Below are 13,860 nucleotides of genomic sequence, written 5' to 3'. Positions count from 1 at the left end.
GCGCGCGACGCGCGCTCACACCCGTACCAGATCGCGGAGGGCGGCCAGCATCTTCTCGCCGATGCCCGGCACCGACTGCAGATCGTCGACGCTGGTGAACCGGCCGTTCGTCTCGCGCCACTCGATGATGCGATCGGCCATCGCGGGGCCCACGCGCGGGAGGGTGTCGAGCTGCTCGGGTGTGGCCGTGTTGAGATCGACCAGTCCGTCCGCCGCCGCTCCGCCCGAGGCGGATGCCGTGGCTTCGGCCCCCACCACCGGTACGACGATCTGCTCGCCATCGGCGACCGGACGCGCGAGGTTCACCCCGTCGCGCGCCGCATCATCGGCGAAGCCGCCCGCGCGGGCGATGGCGTCGGCCACCCGGTCGCCGGCGTCTAGTCGGTACAGGCCCGCCTCGCGCACGGCTCCGGCGACGTGGACGTAGAGACCCGCCCCGGCGGGCAGCCCCGCGGAGGCGGAGGCGGTCGACACCGGCTCCACGACCTCGGTGCCGGTCGCTCCGCGCAGCATGCCGATCCCGATCGTGACCGCGAACGCCAGGAGCACGAGCACGACGACGGCGCCGACGCCGAGGCGCGTGCGCGGCGCCAGCTTCCCACTCGGTGCGGGATCGGAGGTCGAGGTCACACGAGGACGCTACGAAGCGTCGCCCCCTCGCCGTGGCGACGCGAAGCCGATCCGTGTACAGGCACGGCACCTCGTCCGCCGGGGAGGAGCCGTCATAGCCTGGGGGGATGTCCGCGAATTCCTGGCGCCCCCTCGTCGCCGCCCTCGCCGATGACCGTGCGCGCGAGATCTACGCGCTCGTCGTGCTCGGGCGATCCGTCGACGAGCACCTGTCGACGCTCTCGCCCGGGAAACGCCGCCGGGTCCTCGACAGCCTGCAGGTGGCGGGACTCATCTCGCCCGTCGACGGCGGCTGGCGTGCGGAGTCGGAGGTCTTCCGGCTCGCCCTCGCTGCGGCGTCCACGCCCGTCCGGCCCGACGGCGTCGCGCGCTTCTTCACCGACGGTCGCCTGCCGACCTACCCGTCACGTGCTGCCGATCGTCGCGAGGTGCTGGCCCACATCGCGACCCGCATCCTGGGGCCGGACGAGACCCTCACCGAGGCCGAGGTCACCGATTGGCTCGCCGAGATCACCGGCGACCCCGTGTCGATGCGGCGCTACCTGGTCGACGCGGGATTCCTCGTCCGCACCCGCGACGGGAGCGCGTACTGCTCGGCATCCTGAGCGGTGAGACACCGGATGCCACGCCCCCGCGGCCTGTGGCTCGCCGGGACGTGGCATCCGGAATCGACAACCTACTTCGTCGAGAAGCTGACCACCTTGGGCGGACGCACGACCGCCCGCACGATTTCGCGGTCGCCGAGGGCGCGGCGTACGCGCTCGTCGCCGCGGGCGAGCGCCTCGAGCTGGTCGCCGCCGATCTTGGCCGAGACCTCGAGGGTCGCGCGCACCTTGCCGTCGATCTGCACGACGGCGACGACGTTGTCTTCCACGAGGAGCGTCGGGTCGGCCTGGCGCCAGGTCGCGAGACCCACGAAGCCGGTGTAGCCGAGCGTCTGCCACATCTCCTCGGCGGTGTGCGGGGCGAACAGATCGAGGGTCATCGCGATGACCTCGGCAGCCTCGCGCACGGCGGGATCGCTCGCGCCGGCGGTACCGTCGATGGCCTTGCGGGTGACGTTGACGAGCTCCATCAGTCGGGCGACGACGACGTTGAACTTCGTCTGCTCGATGAGGTTCGGGGCCTCGGCCAACAGGCGGTGCGTCACGCGACGAAGCGACTTGTCGCCCTCGGCCCAGACCACGTCGGTTTCGCTGTCGACGTCGTGCGCGATGCGCAGGGCGCGGGCGAGGAACTTCGCCGCCCCCGTCGTCGAGACGTCGTTCCAGTCCTTGTCGTCTTCCACCGGGCCGGCGAAGGCGAGTGCCACGCGCAGGGCATCGGCGCCGTGGGCGTCGAGCTCCTCCTGGAACAGCACCAGGTTGCCCTTGCTCTTCGACATCTTGGCGCCGTCGAGGATGACCATGCCCTGGTTGATGAGGCTCGAGAACGGCTCGGTGAACTCCACCAGGCCCATGTCGAACAGTGCCTTGGTGATGAAGCGCGCGTACAGCAGGTGCAGGATCGCGTGCTCGACACCGCCGATGTAGAAGTCGACCGGACCCCACTTCGACGCCTCGCGGCCCGAGAACGCCTCGGTGTCGCTGTTCGGCGAGAGGAAGCGCAGGTAGTACCAGGAGCTGTCGACGAACGTGTCCATCGTGTCGGGGTCGCGCAGCAGCGTCCGACCCGTCTCGGGGTCGGTGACCTGCACCCACTCCGTCGCCGCCCCCAGGGGCGAGGTGCCCTTCGGCTTCAGGTCGAGGCCCTCCACCGAGGGCAGCACCACCGGCAGCTGATCGGCGGGGACGGGGGTGATCGAGCCGTCCTCACCGTGCAGCATCGGGATGGGCGTGCCCCAGTAGCGCTGGCGCGAGATGAGCCAGTCGCGCAGGCGATAGGTCTTCGCGGCGCGACCGACGCCCTTCGTCTCGAGCTCCTCGATCATGCGGGCGATCGCGTTGCGCTTGGACATGCCGTTCAGCGAGCCGGAGTTCATCATGCGACCGTCACCGGTCAGCGCGATGCCGGTCTTGGCGGGATCGAGGTCGTCGATGTCGCCCAGGGGGTCGATCGGCACGCCGTCGTCGTCGAGCTCGATCACCGGGATCGCGCCCGTGATCGGCGCGTTGGTGTCGACGACCACCTTGACGGGCAGGTCGAACGCGCGCGCGAAGTCGAGGTCGCGCTGGTCGTGGGCGGGCACGGCCATGACCGCGCCGTGGCCGTAATCAGCGAGCACGTAGTCGGCGGCCCAGATGGGCAGCTTCTCGCCGTTGATCGGGTTGATCGCGTAGTGGCCGAGGAACACACCGGTCTTGGGGCGGTCGGTCGCCTGGCGCTCGATGTCGGTGGCGCGCTGCACCTGGGCGAGGTACGCCTCGAACGTCTCTCTCACACCCTGATCCGCGGATGCCGCCAGCTCGGCCGCCAGGTCGGACTCGGGCGCGACGACGAAGAACGTCGCTCCGTGCAGGGTGTCGGGACGGGTGGAGAAGACCGTGATCTTCTCGGCGCGACCCTCGATCTCGAACGTGATGTCGGCGCCCACCGAGCGGCCGATCCAGTTGCGCTGCATCTGGATGACCTTCGACGGCCAGAAGCCCTCGAGCTGGTTGAGGTCGTCGAGCAGGCGGTCGGCGTAGTCGGTGATGCGCAGGAACCACTGCGTCAGCTTCTTCTTGACCACCACGGCGCCGCTGCGCTCCGACGTGCCGTCGGGCAGCACCTGCTCGTTGGCGAGCACGGTCTGATCCACCGGGTCCCAGTTGACCAGTGCGTCCTTGCGGTACGCCAACCCCTTGTCGTAGAGCTTCTGGAACAGCCACTGGTTCCAGCGGTAGTACTCGGGGTCGCTGGTGTGCAGCACCCGGCTCCAGTCGAACGAGACGCCGTAGTCCTTCAGGCTCGCCTTCTGCTGGGCGATGTTGGCGTAGGTCCACTCGACGGGGTCGGCGCCGCGCTTGATGGCGGCGTTCTCGGCGGGTAGGCCGAACGAGTCCCAGCCGATGGGGTTGAGCACGTTGTACCCGCGGTGGCGCCAGAAGCGCGCGACGATGTCGGAGTAGAGGTAGTTCTCGGCGTGCCCCATGTGCAGGTCCCCCGAGGGGTAGGGGAACATCGCGAGCACGTACTTGCGGGGGCGCGTGTCGTCGTCGCCGCCGGCGCGGAACGGGTCTTTGTCGGCCCACGCCTGCTGCCACTTCGCCTGGATGGCGTGGGTGTCGAAGCCACCGTCGCGGGCGTCGGGTGCGGAGTTCTGAGACACGGGAGAGCCAATCGTGTGAGTCGGGGAGGCCCGAAGGCCAGCGTCCAGGTTATCGGACCCGGGGTCACCACCCCGGCGGCACCTCGGCCCCGAGAGCGGCGAGAGGGGCGCGCGCCTTGATGCCCACTTCGGCGACCTCGGATGCCGCGACCGAGCGCCAGGTGATCCCTCCGCCCGCGCCGACGTGAGCGGCATCCGGGAGCACGACGACGCTGCGGATGACCATGGCGAGGTCCGCCGCGCCGTCGTCTCCGATCCATCCGAACGCGCCCGCGTACAGACCGCGCGGGGCCCGCTCGAGACCGGCGAGGATCTGCATAGCCGACTCCTTCGGCGCCCCGGTCATGCTGCCCGCGGGGAACGTCGCGTCGAGCAGATCGCCGACGGTGGTCCCGGGAAGGAGCCTGCCCGACACCTCGCTCACGAGCTGGTGCACGTGGGGGTAGGTCTCGACCTCGAGCAGACGTTCCACGCCGACCGTCGACGGCTCGCAGACCCGCGAGAGGTCGTTGCGCATGAGATCGACGATCATGACGTTCTCGGCGCGCTCCTTGGCATCCGTCCGCAGGTCTTCCGCGAGAGCCTCGTCACGGGCCGGGTCGTCGGACCGCGGCCGGGTGCCCTTGATGGGATGCGTGTGGACGGTGCCGCCGCGCACCTCGAGGAAGCGCTCGGGCGACGCACTGACCAGGGTGACCTCGCCGATGCGCACGAAGCCGGCGTGATGAGCGGGCGAGGCACGACGCAGCCGTCGGAAGACCGGGAGGGCGTCGACGGCGCCGGGCACCGAGAAACGCGTCGTGAGGCACAGCTGATACGCGTCGCCGTCGCGGATGCGGTCGCGGCACGCCTCGATGAGTTCGGCGTAGCGGTCGGGGCCGACACGGGCGGATGCCGTGCCCCGGCGCCGCGCGGGGTCGACCTCCTCGGGCGTCGGCGCCTCCGCGACACGGGCGGCGAGGAGGGGATCGCCGACGGCGTAGACCCGGCGGGTCGCGTGGTCGAACGCGAGCAGGGCATCGACGCGCAGCCACGCGGACTCCCCCTCGTACGTCCGCCACCCCACCCAGCCGCCGCGGAACGGCCCCGGCTCGCCCGGTGCGGGGCCGGACGCCGCGGCATCCCGGTTCGCCGGTCGGGAGCACGGGTCGAGGCGGCCCGCCCCCATCCAGCTCCACCCGGTCGCCGCGCCCGTCCCGGCGTCGAGCCAGAACGCGTCGCGAGCGTCGGCGAAAAGGTGCAGGAACGCCGCCTCGGGATCGACCCACTCGACGGGGGTGAACGAGGGGGCGGAGTGCGGCACGCTCCCAGGCTAGGCGGGAGCGGCGGCCGTAAGCTGACGGAGGTGAACGAGATCCTCACGTGGCTGCTCGACGTCGTCCAGAACGTCGACCCCGTGCTGCGCACGGTCATCGCCGGTCTCGCGGTCATGCTCGAGACGAGTGTGCTGGTCGGCCTGATCGTCCCCGGCGACACGATGGTGATCGTCGCGGGTACGGCCGTCGGCTCGCCGCTCGAGGGTGTCCTGCTGGCCGCGGCGGTCGTGGTGGGCGCCCTGCTGGGTGAGAGCCTCGGATTCTGGCTCGGCCGGTACTTCGGCCCGCGCATCCGCGCGTCGCGCCTCGGTCAGAAGCTGGGTGAACGCAACTGGCAGCGCGCCGACCGCTACCTCAGCCGCCGCGGGGGGCTGGCGATCTTCCTGTCGCGGTTCCTCCCCGTGCTGCACTCGCTCGTTCCGCTGACCGTCGGCATGAGCGGCTACAGCTATCGGCGGTTCCTCGCATGGACGACCCCCGCCTGCATCATCTGGGCCGGGCTCTACATCTCCGTCGCGGCGACCGCGGCCGGAACCTACCGCGAGCTCGCGGATCAGCTGCACTACGCCGGATACATCTTCGTCGGCATCCTCGTCGTCTTCCTCGTGCTGGTCTTCGTCGGCAAGAAGCTCATCGAGCGCGCCGAACGACGTCATCTGGCCGATGACGTCCCCACCCTCGGTCGCGCGGACGGTGACGTGAAAGACTGAGGTCGATGCCTCGTTCTCCTCGCTCCACCCGCGCCAAGGTGCTCTGGTTCGCCCGACTCGAGCGCCGCTTCCACCGGTGGCGTGAGCGCCGGGCCCGCTCCCGCGACCTCCGGCCCGCCGTCACGGGGTTCCCGGGCTACGGGACCGAGGAGTGGGTACGCGTCCTCGGTCGCGTGCTGATCGCCCCGCCGCTCAAGCGCACCTCCACCGGGGAGTTCGCGAGCCTCCGCGGCTGGCGCAGCTTCGCCGCCGTGCCGGTCGGCATGGCGAAGGTCGACGTGGTCATCGACGGCGTGACCCACCGTGTGTCGGCCGATCGCGGCGGGGTCATCGACGCGAAGCTGCCCGCGCGGCTGGCACCCGGCTGGCAGTCGATCACCATGTCGGTCGAGGGCAGCGAGCCGGCCGAGACCCGCGTGTTCATCGTGGGCTCCGACGTGCGCTTCGGTGTGGTGAGCGACATCGACGACACCGTCATGGTGACGCTCCTCCCCCGGCCCCTCCTGGCCGCCTGGAACTCCTTCGTCGTCGACGAGCACGCGCGCCAACCCGTGCCGGGTATGGCGGTGATGCTCGAGCGGCTGACGCGAGAGCACCCCGGCACCCCCGTCATCTACCTCTCCACCGGCGCGTGGAACGTCGCTCCGACGCTGACCCGTTTCATGCGCCGGCACCTGTTCCCCGCGGGTTCGTTCCTCCTCACCGACTGGGGCCCGACGCACGATCGGTGGTTCCGCAGCGGCCGCGACCACAAGGAGCTCAACCTCCGCCGCGTCGCGAGCGAGTTCCCGCACGTGAAGTGGCTGCTCGTCGGCGACGACGGGCAGCACGACGATGCGATCTACACCGGTTTCGCGATCGAGCACCCCGAGAGCGTCGCGGCGGTCGCGATCCGCCGTCTGCTGCCGGCCGAGGCCGTGCTCGCGGGTGGCCGGACGGTCGTCGACGATCACTCCGCGGCCGAGGTCCCCTGGGTCACCGGGTCGGACGGCGCGGCCCTGCTGTCCCGGCTCGAAGACGTCGGGGTCATCTCGCACGACGGCTGAGTGGATTCCGGCGGCGGGCGCGAGGCCGGTGATCGGCGCGAAGTCAGCGGCATCCGAGCGTCTCGGGCTGAGCTTGCGCGGATCGCTGAGGTTGCGTCGACGGTTCCGGAGGCCGCGACGGCGGCGCGCGCCAAGGCGTGAGTCGATGTCGGAGGGTGCGCGTACGGTGGAGACATGTGCGGTCGATTCGTCGTGGCAAATGTGGCATCCGAGCTCGTCGGAGTGCTCCGCGTCGACATCGAGGCCGACGAGCTCCCGCCGCCGTCGTACAACATCGCGCCGACCTCGAAGGTCGGCATCGTGCTCGACTCGTCGAAGAGCGAGCCGCCCGTGCGGCGTCTCGAGGTCGCGCGCTGGGGGCTGATCCCGGGGTGGTCGAAAGACGTCAAGATCGGCGCGCGGGCGTTCAACGCGCGCAGCGAAGAGGTCGAAGACAAGCCCATGTTCCGCAACGCCCTGATCAAGCGTCGCGCCGTCATCCCGGCATCCGGGTACTACGAGTGGAAGACCACCGACACGGGCAAGACCCCGCACTACATCCACCCCGCCGATGGCTCGCCGCTGTTCTTCGCCGGTCTGTACGAGTGGTGGAAAGACCCCGCACGAGCCGACGACGACCCCGCACGGTGGGTGCTGAGCTGCACGATCCTCACGCGTGACGCGATCGGGCGCCTGGGCTCGATCCACGACCGCATGCCGCTGTTCATGGACCCCGACTTCGCCGACGCCTGGCTCGATCCGACCACCGAGAACGTCGGCGACGTACTGGATGCCGCGATAGACGCCGCGCCCGACGTGGCCGAGACGCTCGACGACCACGTCGTTTCGGCTGCCGTGGGCAACGTCCGCAACGACTCCCCCGACCTGATCGACGCCGTCGAGTGACCACGATCCTCCAGACGCGGGCGTTGACGCGCACCGAATGGACCGCCCTGGCGGACGCTCATGCCGAACGCGCCGACTCCCTCACCGCCGCGCACCGCGCCCGCGCGAGTCGTGCGGAGAAGCACCCGGTGGAGGACTTCCTCTTCACCTACTACTCGTACAAGCCCGCGATCCTGCGCCGTTGGCATCCCGGCCCCGACGTCGTGCTCGACGATGCGCCGGAACGCGCCGGCTGGCGCTGGTACCGCCCCGAGGGCGCCGGGGTCCGCGTGGACGCCGAGCGCTTCCGCGACGAGCGCGGGTCGCTGTTCCGCGGCGTCGTGACCCTGCTGCGCGCCACGGCGGAGCGACCCGCGCAGTTCGGCTGCTTCGGACTGCACGAGTGGGCGATGGCGTACCGCGCCGACGACGTGCGGCACGAGGTTCCCCTGCGCCTCGGCCGCGACGGCACCGACGCCGTCGTCGACGCGCACGACCTCAAGTGCACGCACTTCGACGCGTTCCGGTTCTTCACCCCGGACGCCGTGCCGCGCAACCGCACGCCCCTGACGCGCGACGACCAGGTCGAACGCGAACAGCCGGGATGCCTCCACGCCGGCATGGACGTCTACAAGTGGGCGGTGAAGCTCGGCCCGCTCGTTCCGGGGCCGGTGCTGCTCGACGCGTTCGAGCTCGCACGCGACATCCGCACCCTCGATATGGAGGCCTCCCCCTACGATCTCCGCGACTGGGGCTACCCGGCGGTGCCGATCGAAACGGCCGAGGGCAAGGCCGAATACGTCACCCGCCAACGGGCGCTGAGCGAGCGCGGACAGCGACTCCGACGTGCCGTGATCGCCGCCGTCACGGGCGGAGACGACACGCCCGGTCGCGCCGATTTCCTGCCGTCACGAACTGTGTTGTAAGCTCATGGAGTTGCCTCGAACGGGGCGGAAAACAAAACAAGGGCCTGTGGCGCAGCTGGTAGCGCACCTGCATGGCATGCAGGGGGTCAGGGGTTCGAGTCCCCTCAGGTCCACACACAGAGAAAGCCTCCGCTTCGGCGGGGGCTTTCGTCGTTTGGTCCGATGGCGCACGCCCGGGTCGCGTCGGCGGGGCTCACCGGCATCCCGAGACCACCGCGTAACCTCAGCAATCCGCACATCCTCACCCGAACGACCCCGGATGCCGCCGACTGTGCGCGGATCGCCGAGATTGCGCGCCGCGGCGACCACCACGGCATCCCGAGCCCACTGCGTAATCTCAGCGATCCTCACATCCTGAGCCGAACGACTCTGGATGCCGCCGACTCTGCGCGGATCGCCGAGATTGCGCGACGCGCCGACAACCACGGCAACCCGAGCCCACTGCGTAACCTCAGCGACCCTCGCATCCTCACCAGAACGAAACGGCATCCCCCCGCCCGCAACGGACGCCCCCACCGTGCGGCGGGGGCGTCCGGAGAGAGGGATCAGCGCGTCGACACCGGCACGCGGGTCCGGGCCGTCTGCGCCTCGCGCATGAGGACCTCGTCGTCGAGCCAGTTCGGCGCCTTGTTGCGCAGGGCGAAGATGTACACGGCGAGCGAGGCCGCGATGATGACCGTCACGTAGACGATGAACAGCGGCACCTGCTCCGTGCTCTGCGCTCCCGCATACAGCAGGGGAGCCGTCCCGCCGAACAGCGAGTTGGCGAGGGCGTATCCGAGGCCGACGCCCAGTGCACGCACGTGGGTGGGGAAGAGCTGGGCCTTCACCAGCGCGTTGATCGAGGTGTATCCGGTGAGGATGACGAAGCCGCCGAACAGGATCGCGAAGGCCGCGAACTCGTTCGTCTGCTGCGGGAGCATCGTGATGAGGAACCACGTGTACAGCACGCCGCCGACGCCGAAGAAGACCAGGAGGGACTTCCGACCGACCTTGTCGCTCAGCCACCCGCCGAGGGGCTGCATGAGCATCAGAGCGGTGAGGGCGATGAGGTTGATCACGGTGCCGGTCACCACGTCGCCGCCCGAGAAGGCGGTCTTGACGATGTTGGGGCCGGTGACCGAATACGTGTAGAACGCGACCGTACCGCCCGCGGTGACGGCGAAGCAGAGCAGCAGCGGACGCCAGTTGTTCACGAGCAGGTCGCGCATCGAGCCCGAGTCCTTCGATCGGCCCGACTTGGTGTCGTCGATGACGCTCTTCTCCAGCGACTCGTCCATCGTGCGCCGCATCCAGAAGACCGCGACCGCGGCGACGCCGCCGATGGCGAAGGCGACACGCCAGCCCCACGACGTGATCGCTTCCTCGTCGAGGGTGAGGACCATGACGAGCAGGGTCGTCTGCGCCAGCACGTGACCACCGACGAGGGTGACGTAGTGGAACGACGAGAGGAAGCCGCGCCGGCCGGGCATGGCCGCCTCCGACATGTACGTCGCGCTCGTGCCGTACTCGCCACCGGTGGCGAAACCCTGCACGAGACGGGCGAAGACCAGGATGACGACGGCGCCGACGCCGATCATCTCCGCGGTGGGGGCGAAGGCGATGATCAGGGAGCAGAACGCCATCAGCGAGACCGACACGGTCAACGACAGCCGTCGACCGTGACGATCGGCGAAACGGCCGAAGAACCACGAACCGATGGGACGCATGAGGAAGGTGACGGCGAAGATCGCCCACACGTAGATCGTCGAGTTCTTGTCGTCGGAGCTGAAGAACTGCGACTCGAAGTACACCGCGAACACCGAGTAGACGTAGACGTCGTACCACTCGACGAGGTTGCCCGCCGAGCCCTTCAGGGTGTTCGAGATCGAGCGCCGGAGGCTCGTGGGGATCGTGGTCGTGGTGGCCGGTGGTGTCGTCGTTGACATGAGAGATCCGATCGGTCGATGGACGGTTCTCGTCTCGTGTGCCCTCGGACTCTCCCGGCGACGACGACGAGGCGTATTCCGACATCCTGTCGAGAAGGAGCGGCCCTCCGCGCGGATCCTTACATCCGCCTTACATTCGCCCACGGCCCGCCGCCGTTCGCCGTGGAGGGGCATGCCTACGATGAAGGCATGCACGTACTCGTGGCCGAGGACGACGGCTCCGTCGCCGCAGCGCTCGTCTCGGCGTTGCAGCGCGCCGGCCACGCGAGCACGCGCGTCAGCCGTGGGAGCGACGTGCTGCTGCGCCACCGCGACGCGCAGGTCGTGCTGCTCGACCTCGGCCTGGAGGACATGGACGGCCTCGATGCCCTCCGCCAGCTGCGCGCGGTGAGTCAGATTCCGGTCATCGTGGTCACCGCCCGTGGCGACGAGCGGTCGACGGTGCGGGCACTGTCGCTCGGCGCCGACGACTACCTGGTCAAGCCGGTGCGCCTGCACGAGCTGCTCGCGCGCCTGATCGCCGTCACCCGCCGCTACAGCCCTCCCGAGGAGCCCACGCGCGTGCAGGTCGGATCCATCGGCATCGACGTCGACGCGCGGCGCGTCACCGCCGACGGGCGCGAGGTGGCGCTCACGCCGAACGAGTTCGGCATCCTGTTCGCCCTCGCCCGACGCGCGGGACAGATCGTCAGCCGCCAGCAGGTGCTCGACGAGGTGTGGGGCGACGCGTACGCGACATCGTCGCGCTCGTTCGACGTGCACCTGGGGCAGGTGCGTCAGAAGCTCCCCGAACTGACGATCACGACGGTGCGCGGTGTCGGTTATCGCCTCGAGGATGCCGGATGAAGCTGCGCGTCCTGCTGCCGCTGCTCGTATTCGGGTTGATCGCGGTCGTCGCCGTGCTCATCCCCGTGGCCCAGTCCCTCGCCGATTCGCGCACGCAGCAGCTCGCCCTGCAGCGCACGGCCGCCCTCGACCAGGTGGTCCAGCGCGCCCGCACCGCGCTCGTGCAGGGCGATGCCGAAGGCCTCCAGACCTACCTCCAGCGCTTCCACGCCGTCTATGGAGAATCGGTGCTCGTCCTCGACGAGAGCGGGGATGCCGTCGCCTCCGCCGGCGACCTGTCGCGCGACGAGCGTGTCGACGAGCTCGTGACCGCGGCATCCCGGGCCCTCCCCCAGCTCGTGCTCCCCCGCGTCACGCCCTGGGGTCCGGACACCGCCGTCGTGGCCGTGCCGGTGATCGCCGCCGGCGACCTGTCGACCGGCGTCGTCGTGCTGGCCGTCGACCTGCGCGACGCGCAGACGGACGTGGCGCGCGCCTGGGCCGTGATCGTCGTGGTCGGCGTGCTGCTGCTCAGCGCCTTGATGGGTGCGTCGCTGCTGTGGACCCGGTGGATCCTGCGTCCCGTTCGCGCCCTCGACGCCGCCGTGGCCGATGTCACCGCCCATCGCGACCCCTCGCCGTTGCGACCCTCCGGCCCACCCGAGCTGCGGCGCCTCAGCCGCGCATTCGGGGAGATGACCGCCGAGGTCGAGAGCAGTCTCGAGCAGCAGCGCGGCTTCGTCGCCGACGCGTCGCATCAGTTGCGGACGCCCCTCGCCGCGATCCGGCTACGGGTGGACGGTCTGCCGCGGGAGGGCGAGGCGGCCACCGACCTCGCGGCCGTCGACGACGACCTCGATCGGCTCGAGTACACGGTGGAGCGCATGCTCACCCTCGCCAACGCGGAGCACCGCGCCTCGGCCCAGTCGCAGGGGCGCGATCCTGCCCGCGACGACGGCGCCGCGCGGGAGTGCACGGTCACGGCGGCCGAGGTCGCCGAGCGTCACCGCGACCGCCTGGAGGCGGCCGGGCTCAGGCTGACCACCGCCCCCGGCCCGCCGGTCACGGTCCCCTGCGGGCGGGCCGACCTCGACGAGATGGTCGACGTGCTGCTCGACAACGCGGCCAAGTACGCCGGTCCCTCGGCCGAGGTGCGCGTGAGCCTTGCACAGGATGCCGATGGCATCCGGCTCGTGGTCGAGGACTCCGGGAAACGGCTCGCCGACGACGACCTCGTACGGATGGGCACGCGGTTCTGGCGCGCCGGTCGCGACGCCACGCAGACCGGGACGGGCCTCGGACTCGCGATCGTCGCCCAGCTGATGCGGGCCGCCGGCGGGCGGCTCGTCCTCGATCGCTCCGCGGCCGGGGGACTCGCGGCTCGCTTGGTCTGGGGGCGATCGTGACGCAGCTCACCCGACGCGGGTTCCTGTGGGCGGGCATCGCCGCCGGAGCGGTCGGTCTGGCCGGGTGCTCCCCCGCCCCGCCCCGCGCCCTGACCCTCGGGTGCGGCGAGCCGGGAGGGAGCTACCTGCAGTTCGGCGAACTGTTGAGCGCCGTCGCGCGGGAGACCGGCGGCGTCGAGATCACGGCGCTCGCGACCGAGGGCAGTGTCGACAACCTCGCACTGCTCGACGCGGGGAGCGTCGACCTCGCGCTCTCTCTCGCGGACTCCGCGGCAGCGGCCACCCCGAGCGACGATCTCGTCGCCATCGGGAGGGTGTACCAGAACTACCTGCAGTGCATCGTGCGCGCCGGCGACGGCCTGACCTCTCTCGCCGACCTGTCGGGGCGCGTCGTCTCTCTGGGAGCGGCGGGATCGGGGGCGGCCGCCACCGCCCGCCGGCTCCTGGACGCCGGCGGCCTGACGTCGGCGTCGACGCCCCCCGTCACGGTCGAGCGGCCGTTCCGCGACGCGGTGGACGACCTCGAGCAGGGTCTGATCGACGCGCTCTTCTGGTCGGGCGGCGTTCCGACGCCTCAGATCGCCGCCCTGGCCGGTCGGACGCCGATCCGCGTGCTCGACACGACACCCGTCCTGCCCGAGCTGCTGCGACGCTACCCCGACGCATACGTGGCCACGACGATCCCCGCGGGTGTCTACGGCGCCGATACGCCGATTCCGACGATCGGCGTGGCCAACCTGCTCCTCGCCCACCCCGATCTCGACGACGACCTGGCGCGCCGACTGGTCGACGTGCTCATCGACGACGCCGCGCGTCTCGTACCGCCCGGTTCCCTCGGCATCCAGTACCTGACGCCGGCGAGCCTCATCGACACACTTCCCGTGCCGTTGCACCCCGCCGCCGAGCGGCGGTACCGCGAACGGTACGGCTGACCGGCACGGCCACGAGGCTCCGGACAC

The 13,860-nt window shown here is 70.5% G+C and carries 12 protein-coding genes and 1 tRNA gene; 9 read left to right on the top strand and 4 right to left on the bottom strand.

Features of this window, described 5'->3' with window-relative positions; all coding sequences use genetic code 11:
* Positions 1-15: 15 nt before the first annotated feature.
* The gene (locus QRO03_RS09495; RefSeq protein ID WP_285137254.1) at positions 16-630 is read right to left on the bottom strand and encodes a ComEA family DNA-binding protein; all 615 of its coding nucleotides are present in this window, start codon (positions 628-630) and stop codon (positions 16-18) included.
* A gap of 107 nt (positions 631-737) precedes the next feature.
* Between QRO03_RS09495 and QRO03_RS09490 the strand changes: the two genes are divergently transcribed.
* Positions 738-1,235, top strand: coding sequence for a DUF2087 domain-containing protein (locus tag QRO03_RS09490; protein ID WP_285137253.1), 498 nt, complete (start codon positions 738-740; stop codon positions 1,233-1,235).
* Between the two features lie 71 nt (positions 1,236-1,306).
* Here the strand turns inward: QRO03_RS09490 and leuS are convergent, their stop codons facing one another.
* Together leuS and QRO03_RS09480 are read right to left on the bottom strand one after the other, a co-directional pair.
* Positions 1,307-3,880 carry a leucine--tRNA ligase gene (leuS, locus tag QRO03_RS09485; protein WP_285137252.1) on the bottom strand — a complete coding sequence of 858 codons (2,574 nt, stop codon included), beginning with the start codon at positions 3,878-3,880 and terminating at the stop codon, positions 1,307-1,309.
* Positions 3,881-3,944: 64 nt separating this feature from the next.
* A complete protein-coding gene (locus QRO03_RS09480) occupies positions 3,945-5,183 on the bottom strand; it encodes an anthranilate synthase component I family protein (protein WP_285137251.1) in 1,239 nt (412 codons plus the stop codon).
* Between the two features lie 42 nt (positions 5,184-5,225).
* Here QRO03_RS09480 and QRO03_RS09475 point away from each other — a divergent pair, with 42 nt between their 5' ends.
* The 5 genes from QRO03_RS09475 (at position 5,226) to QRO03_RS09455 (ending at position 8,855) form a co-directional block, all read left to right on the top strand.
* A complete protein-coding gene (locus QRO03_RS09475; RefSeq protein WP_285137250.1) occupies positions 5,226-5,906 on the top strand; it encodes a DedA family protein in 681 nt (226 codons plus the stop codon).
* 5 nt (positions 5,907-5,911) lie between these two features.
* On the top strand, positions 5,912-6,952 hold the full coding sequence (locus tag QRO03_RS09470; protein ID WP_285137249.1) for an App1 family protein phosphatidate phosphatase: 1,041 nt from the start codon (positions 5,912-5,914) through the stop codon (positions 6,950-6,952).
* 174 nt (positions 6,953-7,126) lie between these two features.
* Positions 7,127-7,837 carry an SOS response-associated peptidase gene (locus QRO03_RS09465; RefSeq protein ID WP_285137248.1) on the top strand — a complete coding sequence of 237 codons (711 nt, stop codon included), beginning with the start codon at positions 7,127-7,129 and terminating at the stop codon, positions 7,835-7,837.
* Positions 7,834-8,742 (top strand): 3-methyladenine DNA glycosylase, encoded by a 909-nt coding sequence (locus QRO03_RS09460; RefSeq protein WP_285137247.1) that lies wholly within the window; start codon positions 7,834-7,836, stop codon positions 8,740-8,742. Before QRO03_RS09465 ends, QRO03_RS09460 begins: the two co-directional genes overlap by 4 nt.
* 40 nt (positions 8,743-8,782) lie before the next feature.
* Positions 8,783-8,855 (top strand) — tRNA-Ala (locus tag QRO03_RS09455).
* 432 nt (positions 8,856-9,287) lie between these two features.
* Here the strand turns inward: QRO03_RS09455 and QRO03_RS09450 are convergent.
* Positions 9,288-10,670 carry an MFS transporter gene (locus QRO03_RS09450; RefSeq protein WP_285137246.1) on the bottom strand — a complete coding sequence of 461 codons (1,383 nt, stop codon included), beginning with the start codon at positions 10,668-10,670 and terminating at the stop codon, positions 9,288-9,290.
* Between the two features lie 189 nt (positions 10,671-10,859).
* On the opposite strand from QRO03_RS09450, the gene QRO03_RS09445 reads away from it, so the two are divergent.
* From QRO03_RS09445 to QRO03_RS09435, 3 genes are read left to right on the top strand one after another with little or no spacing between them, the layout of a single operon-like run.
* On the top strand, positions 10,860-11,516 hold the full coding sequence (locus tag QRO03_RS09445) for a response regulator transcription factor (protein ID WP_285137245.1): 657 nt from the start codon (positions 10,860-10,862) through the stop codon (positions 11,514-11,516).
* Positions 11,513-12,901: a sensor histidine kinase gene (locus QRO03_RS09440; RefSeq protein ID WP_285137244.1), complete on the top strand. Its 1,389-nt coding sequence runs from the start codon at positions 11,513-11,515 to the stop codon at positions 12,899-12,901. Before QRO03_RS09445 ends, QRO03_RS09440 begins: the two co-directional genes overlap by 4 nt.
* Positions 12,898-13,833 (top strand): TAXI family TRAP transporter solute-binding subunit, encoded by a 936-nt coding sequence (locus QRO03_RS09435; RefSeq protein ID WP_285137243.1) that lies wholly within the window; start codon positions 12,898-12,900, stop codon positions 13,831-13,833. Before QRO03_RS09440 ends, QRO03_RS09435 begins: the two co-directional genes overlap by 4 nt.
* Positions 13,834-13,860: the final 27 nt, after the last annotated feature.

It is taken from the genome of Microbacterium sp. lyk4-40-TSB-66, assembly GCF_030209475.1.
Taxonomy (GTDB): domain Bacteria; phylum Actinomycetota; class Actinomycetes; order Actinomycetales; family Microbacteriaceae; genus Microbacterium.
Note: the sequence above shows the minus strand (reverse complement) of the source record. Positions and strands in the feature narration are given on the sequence as shown.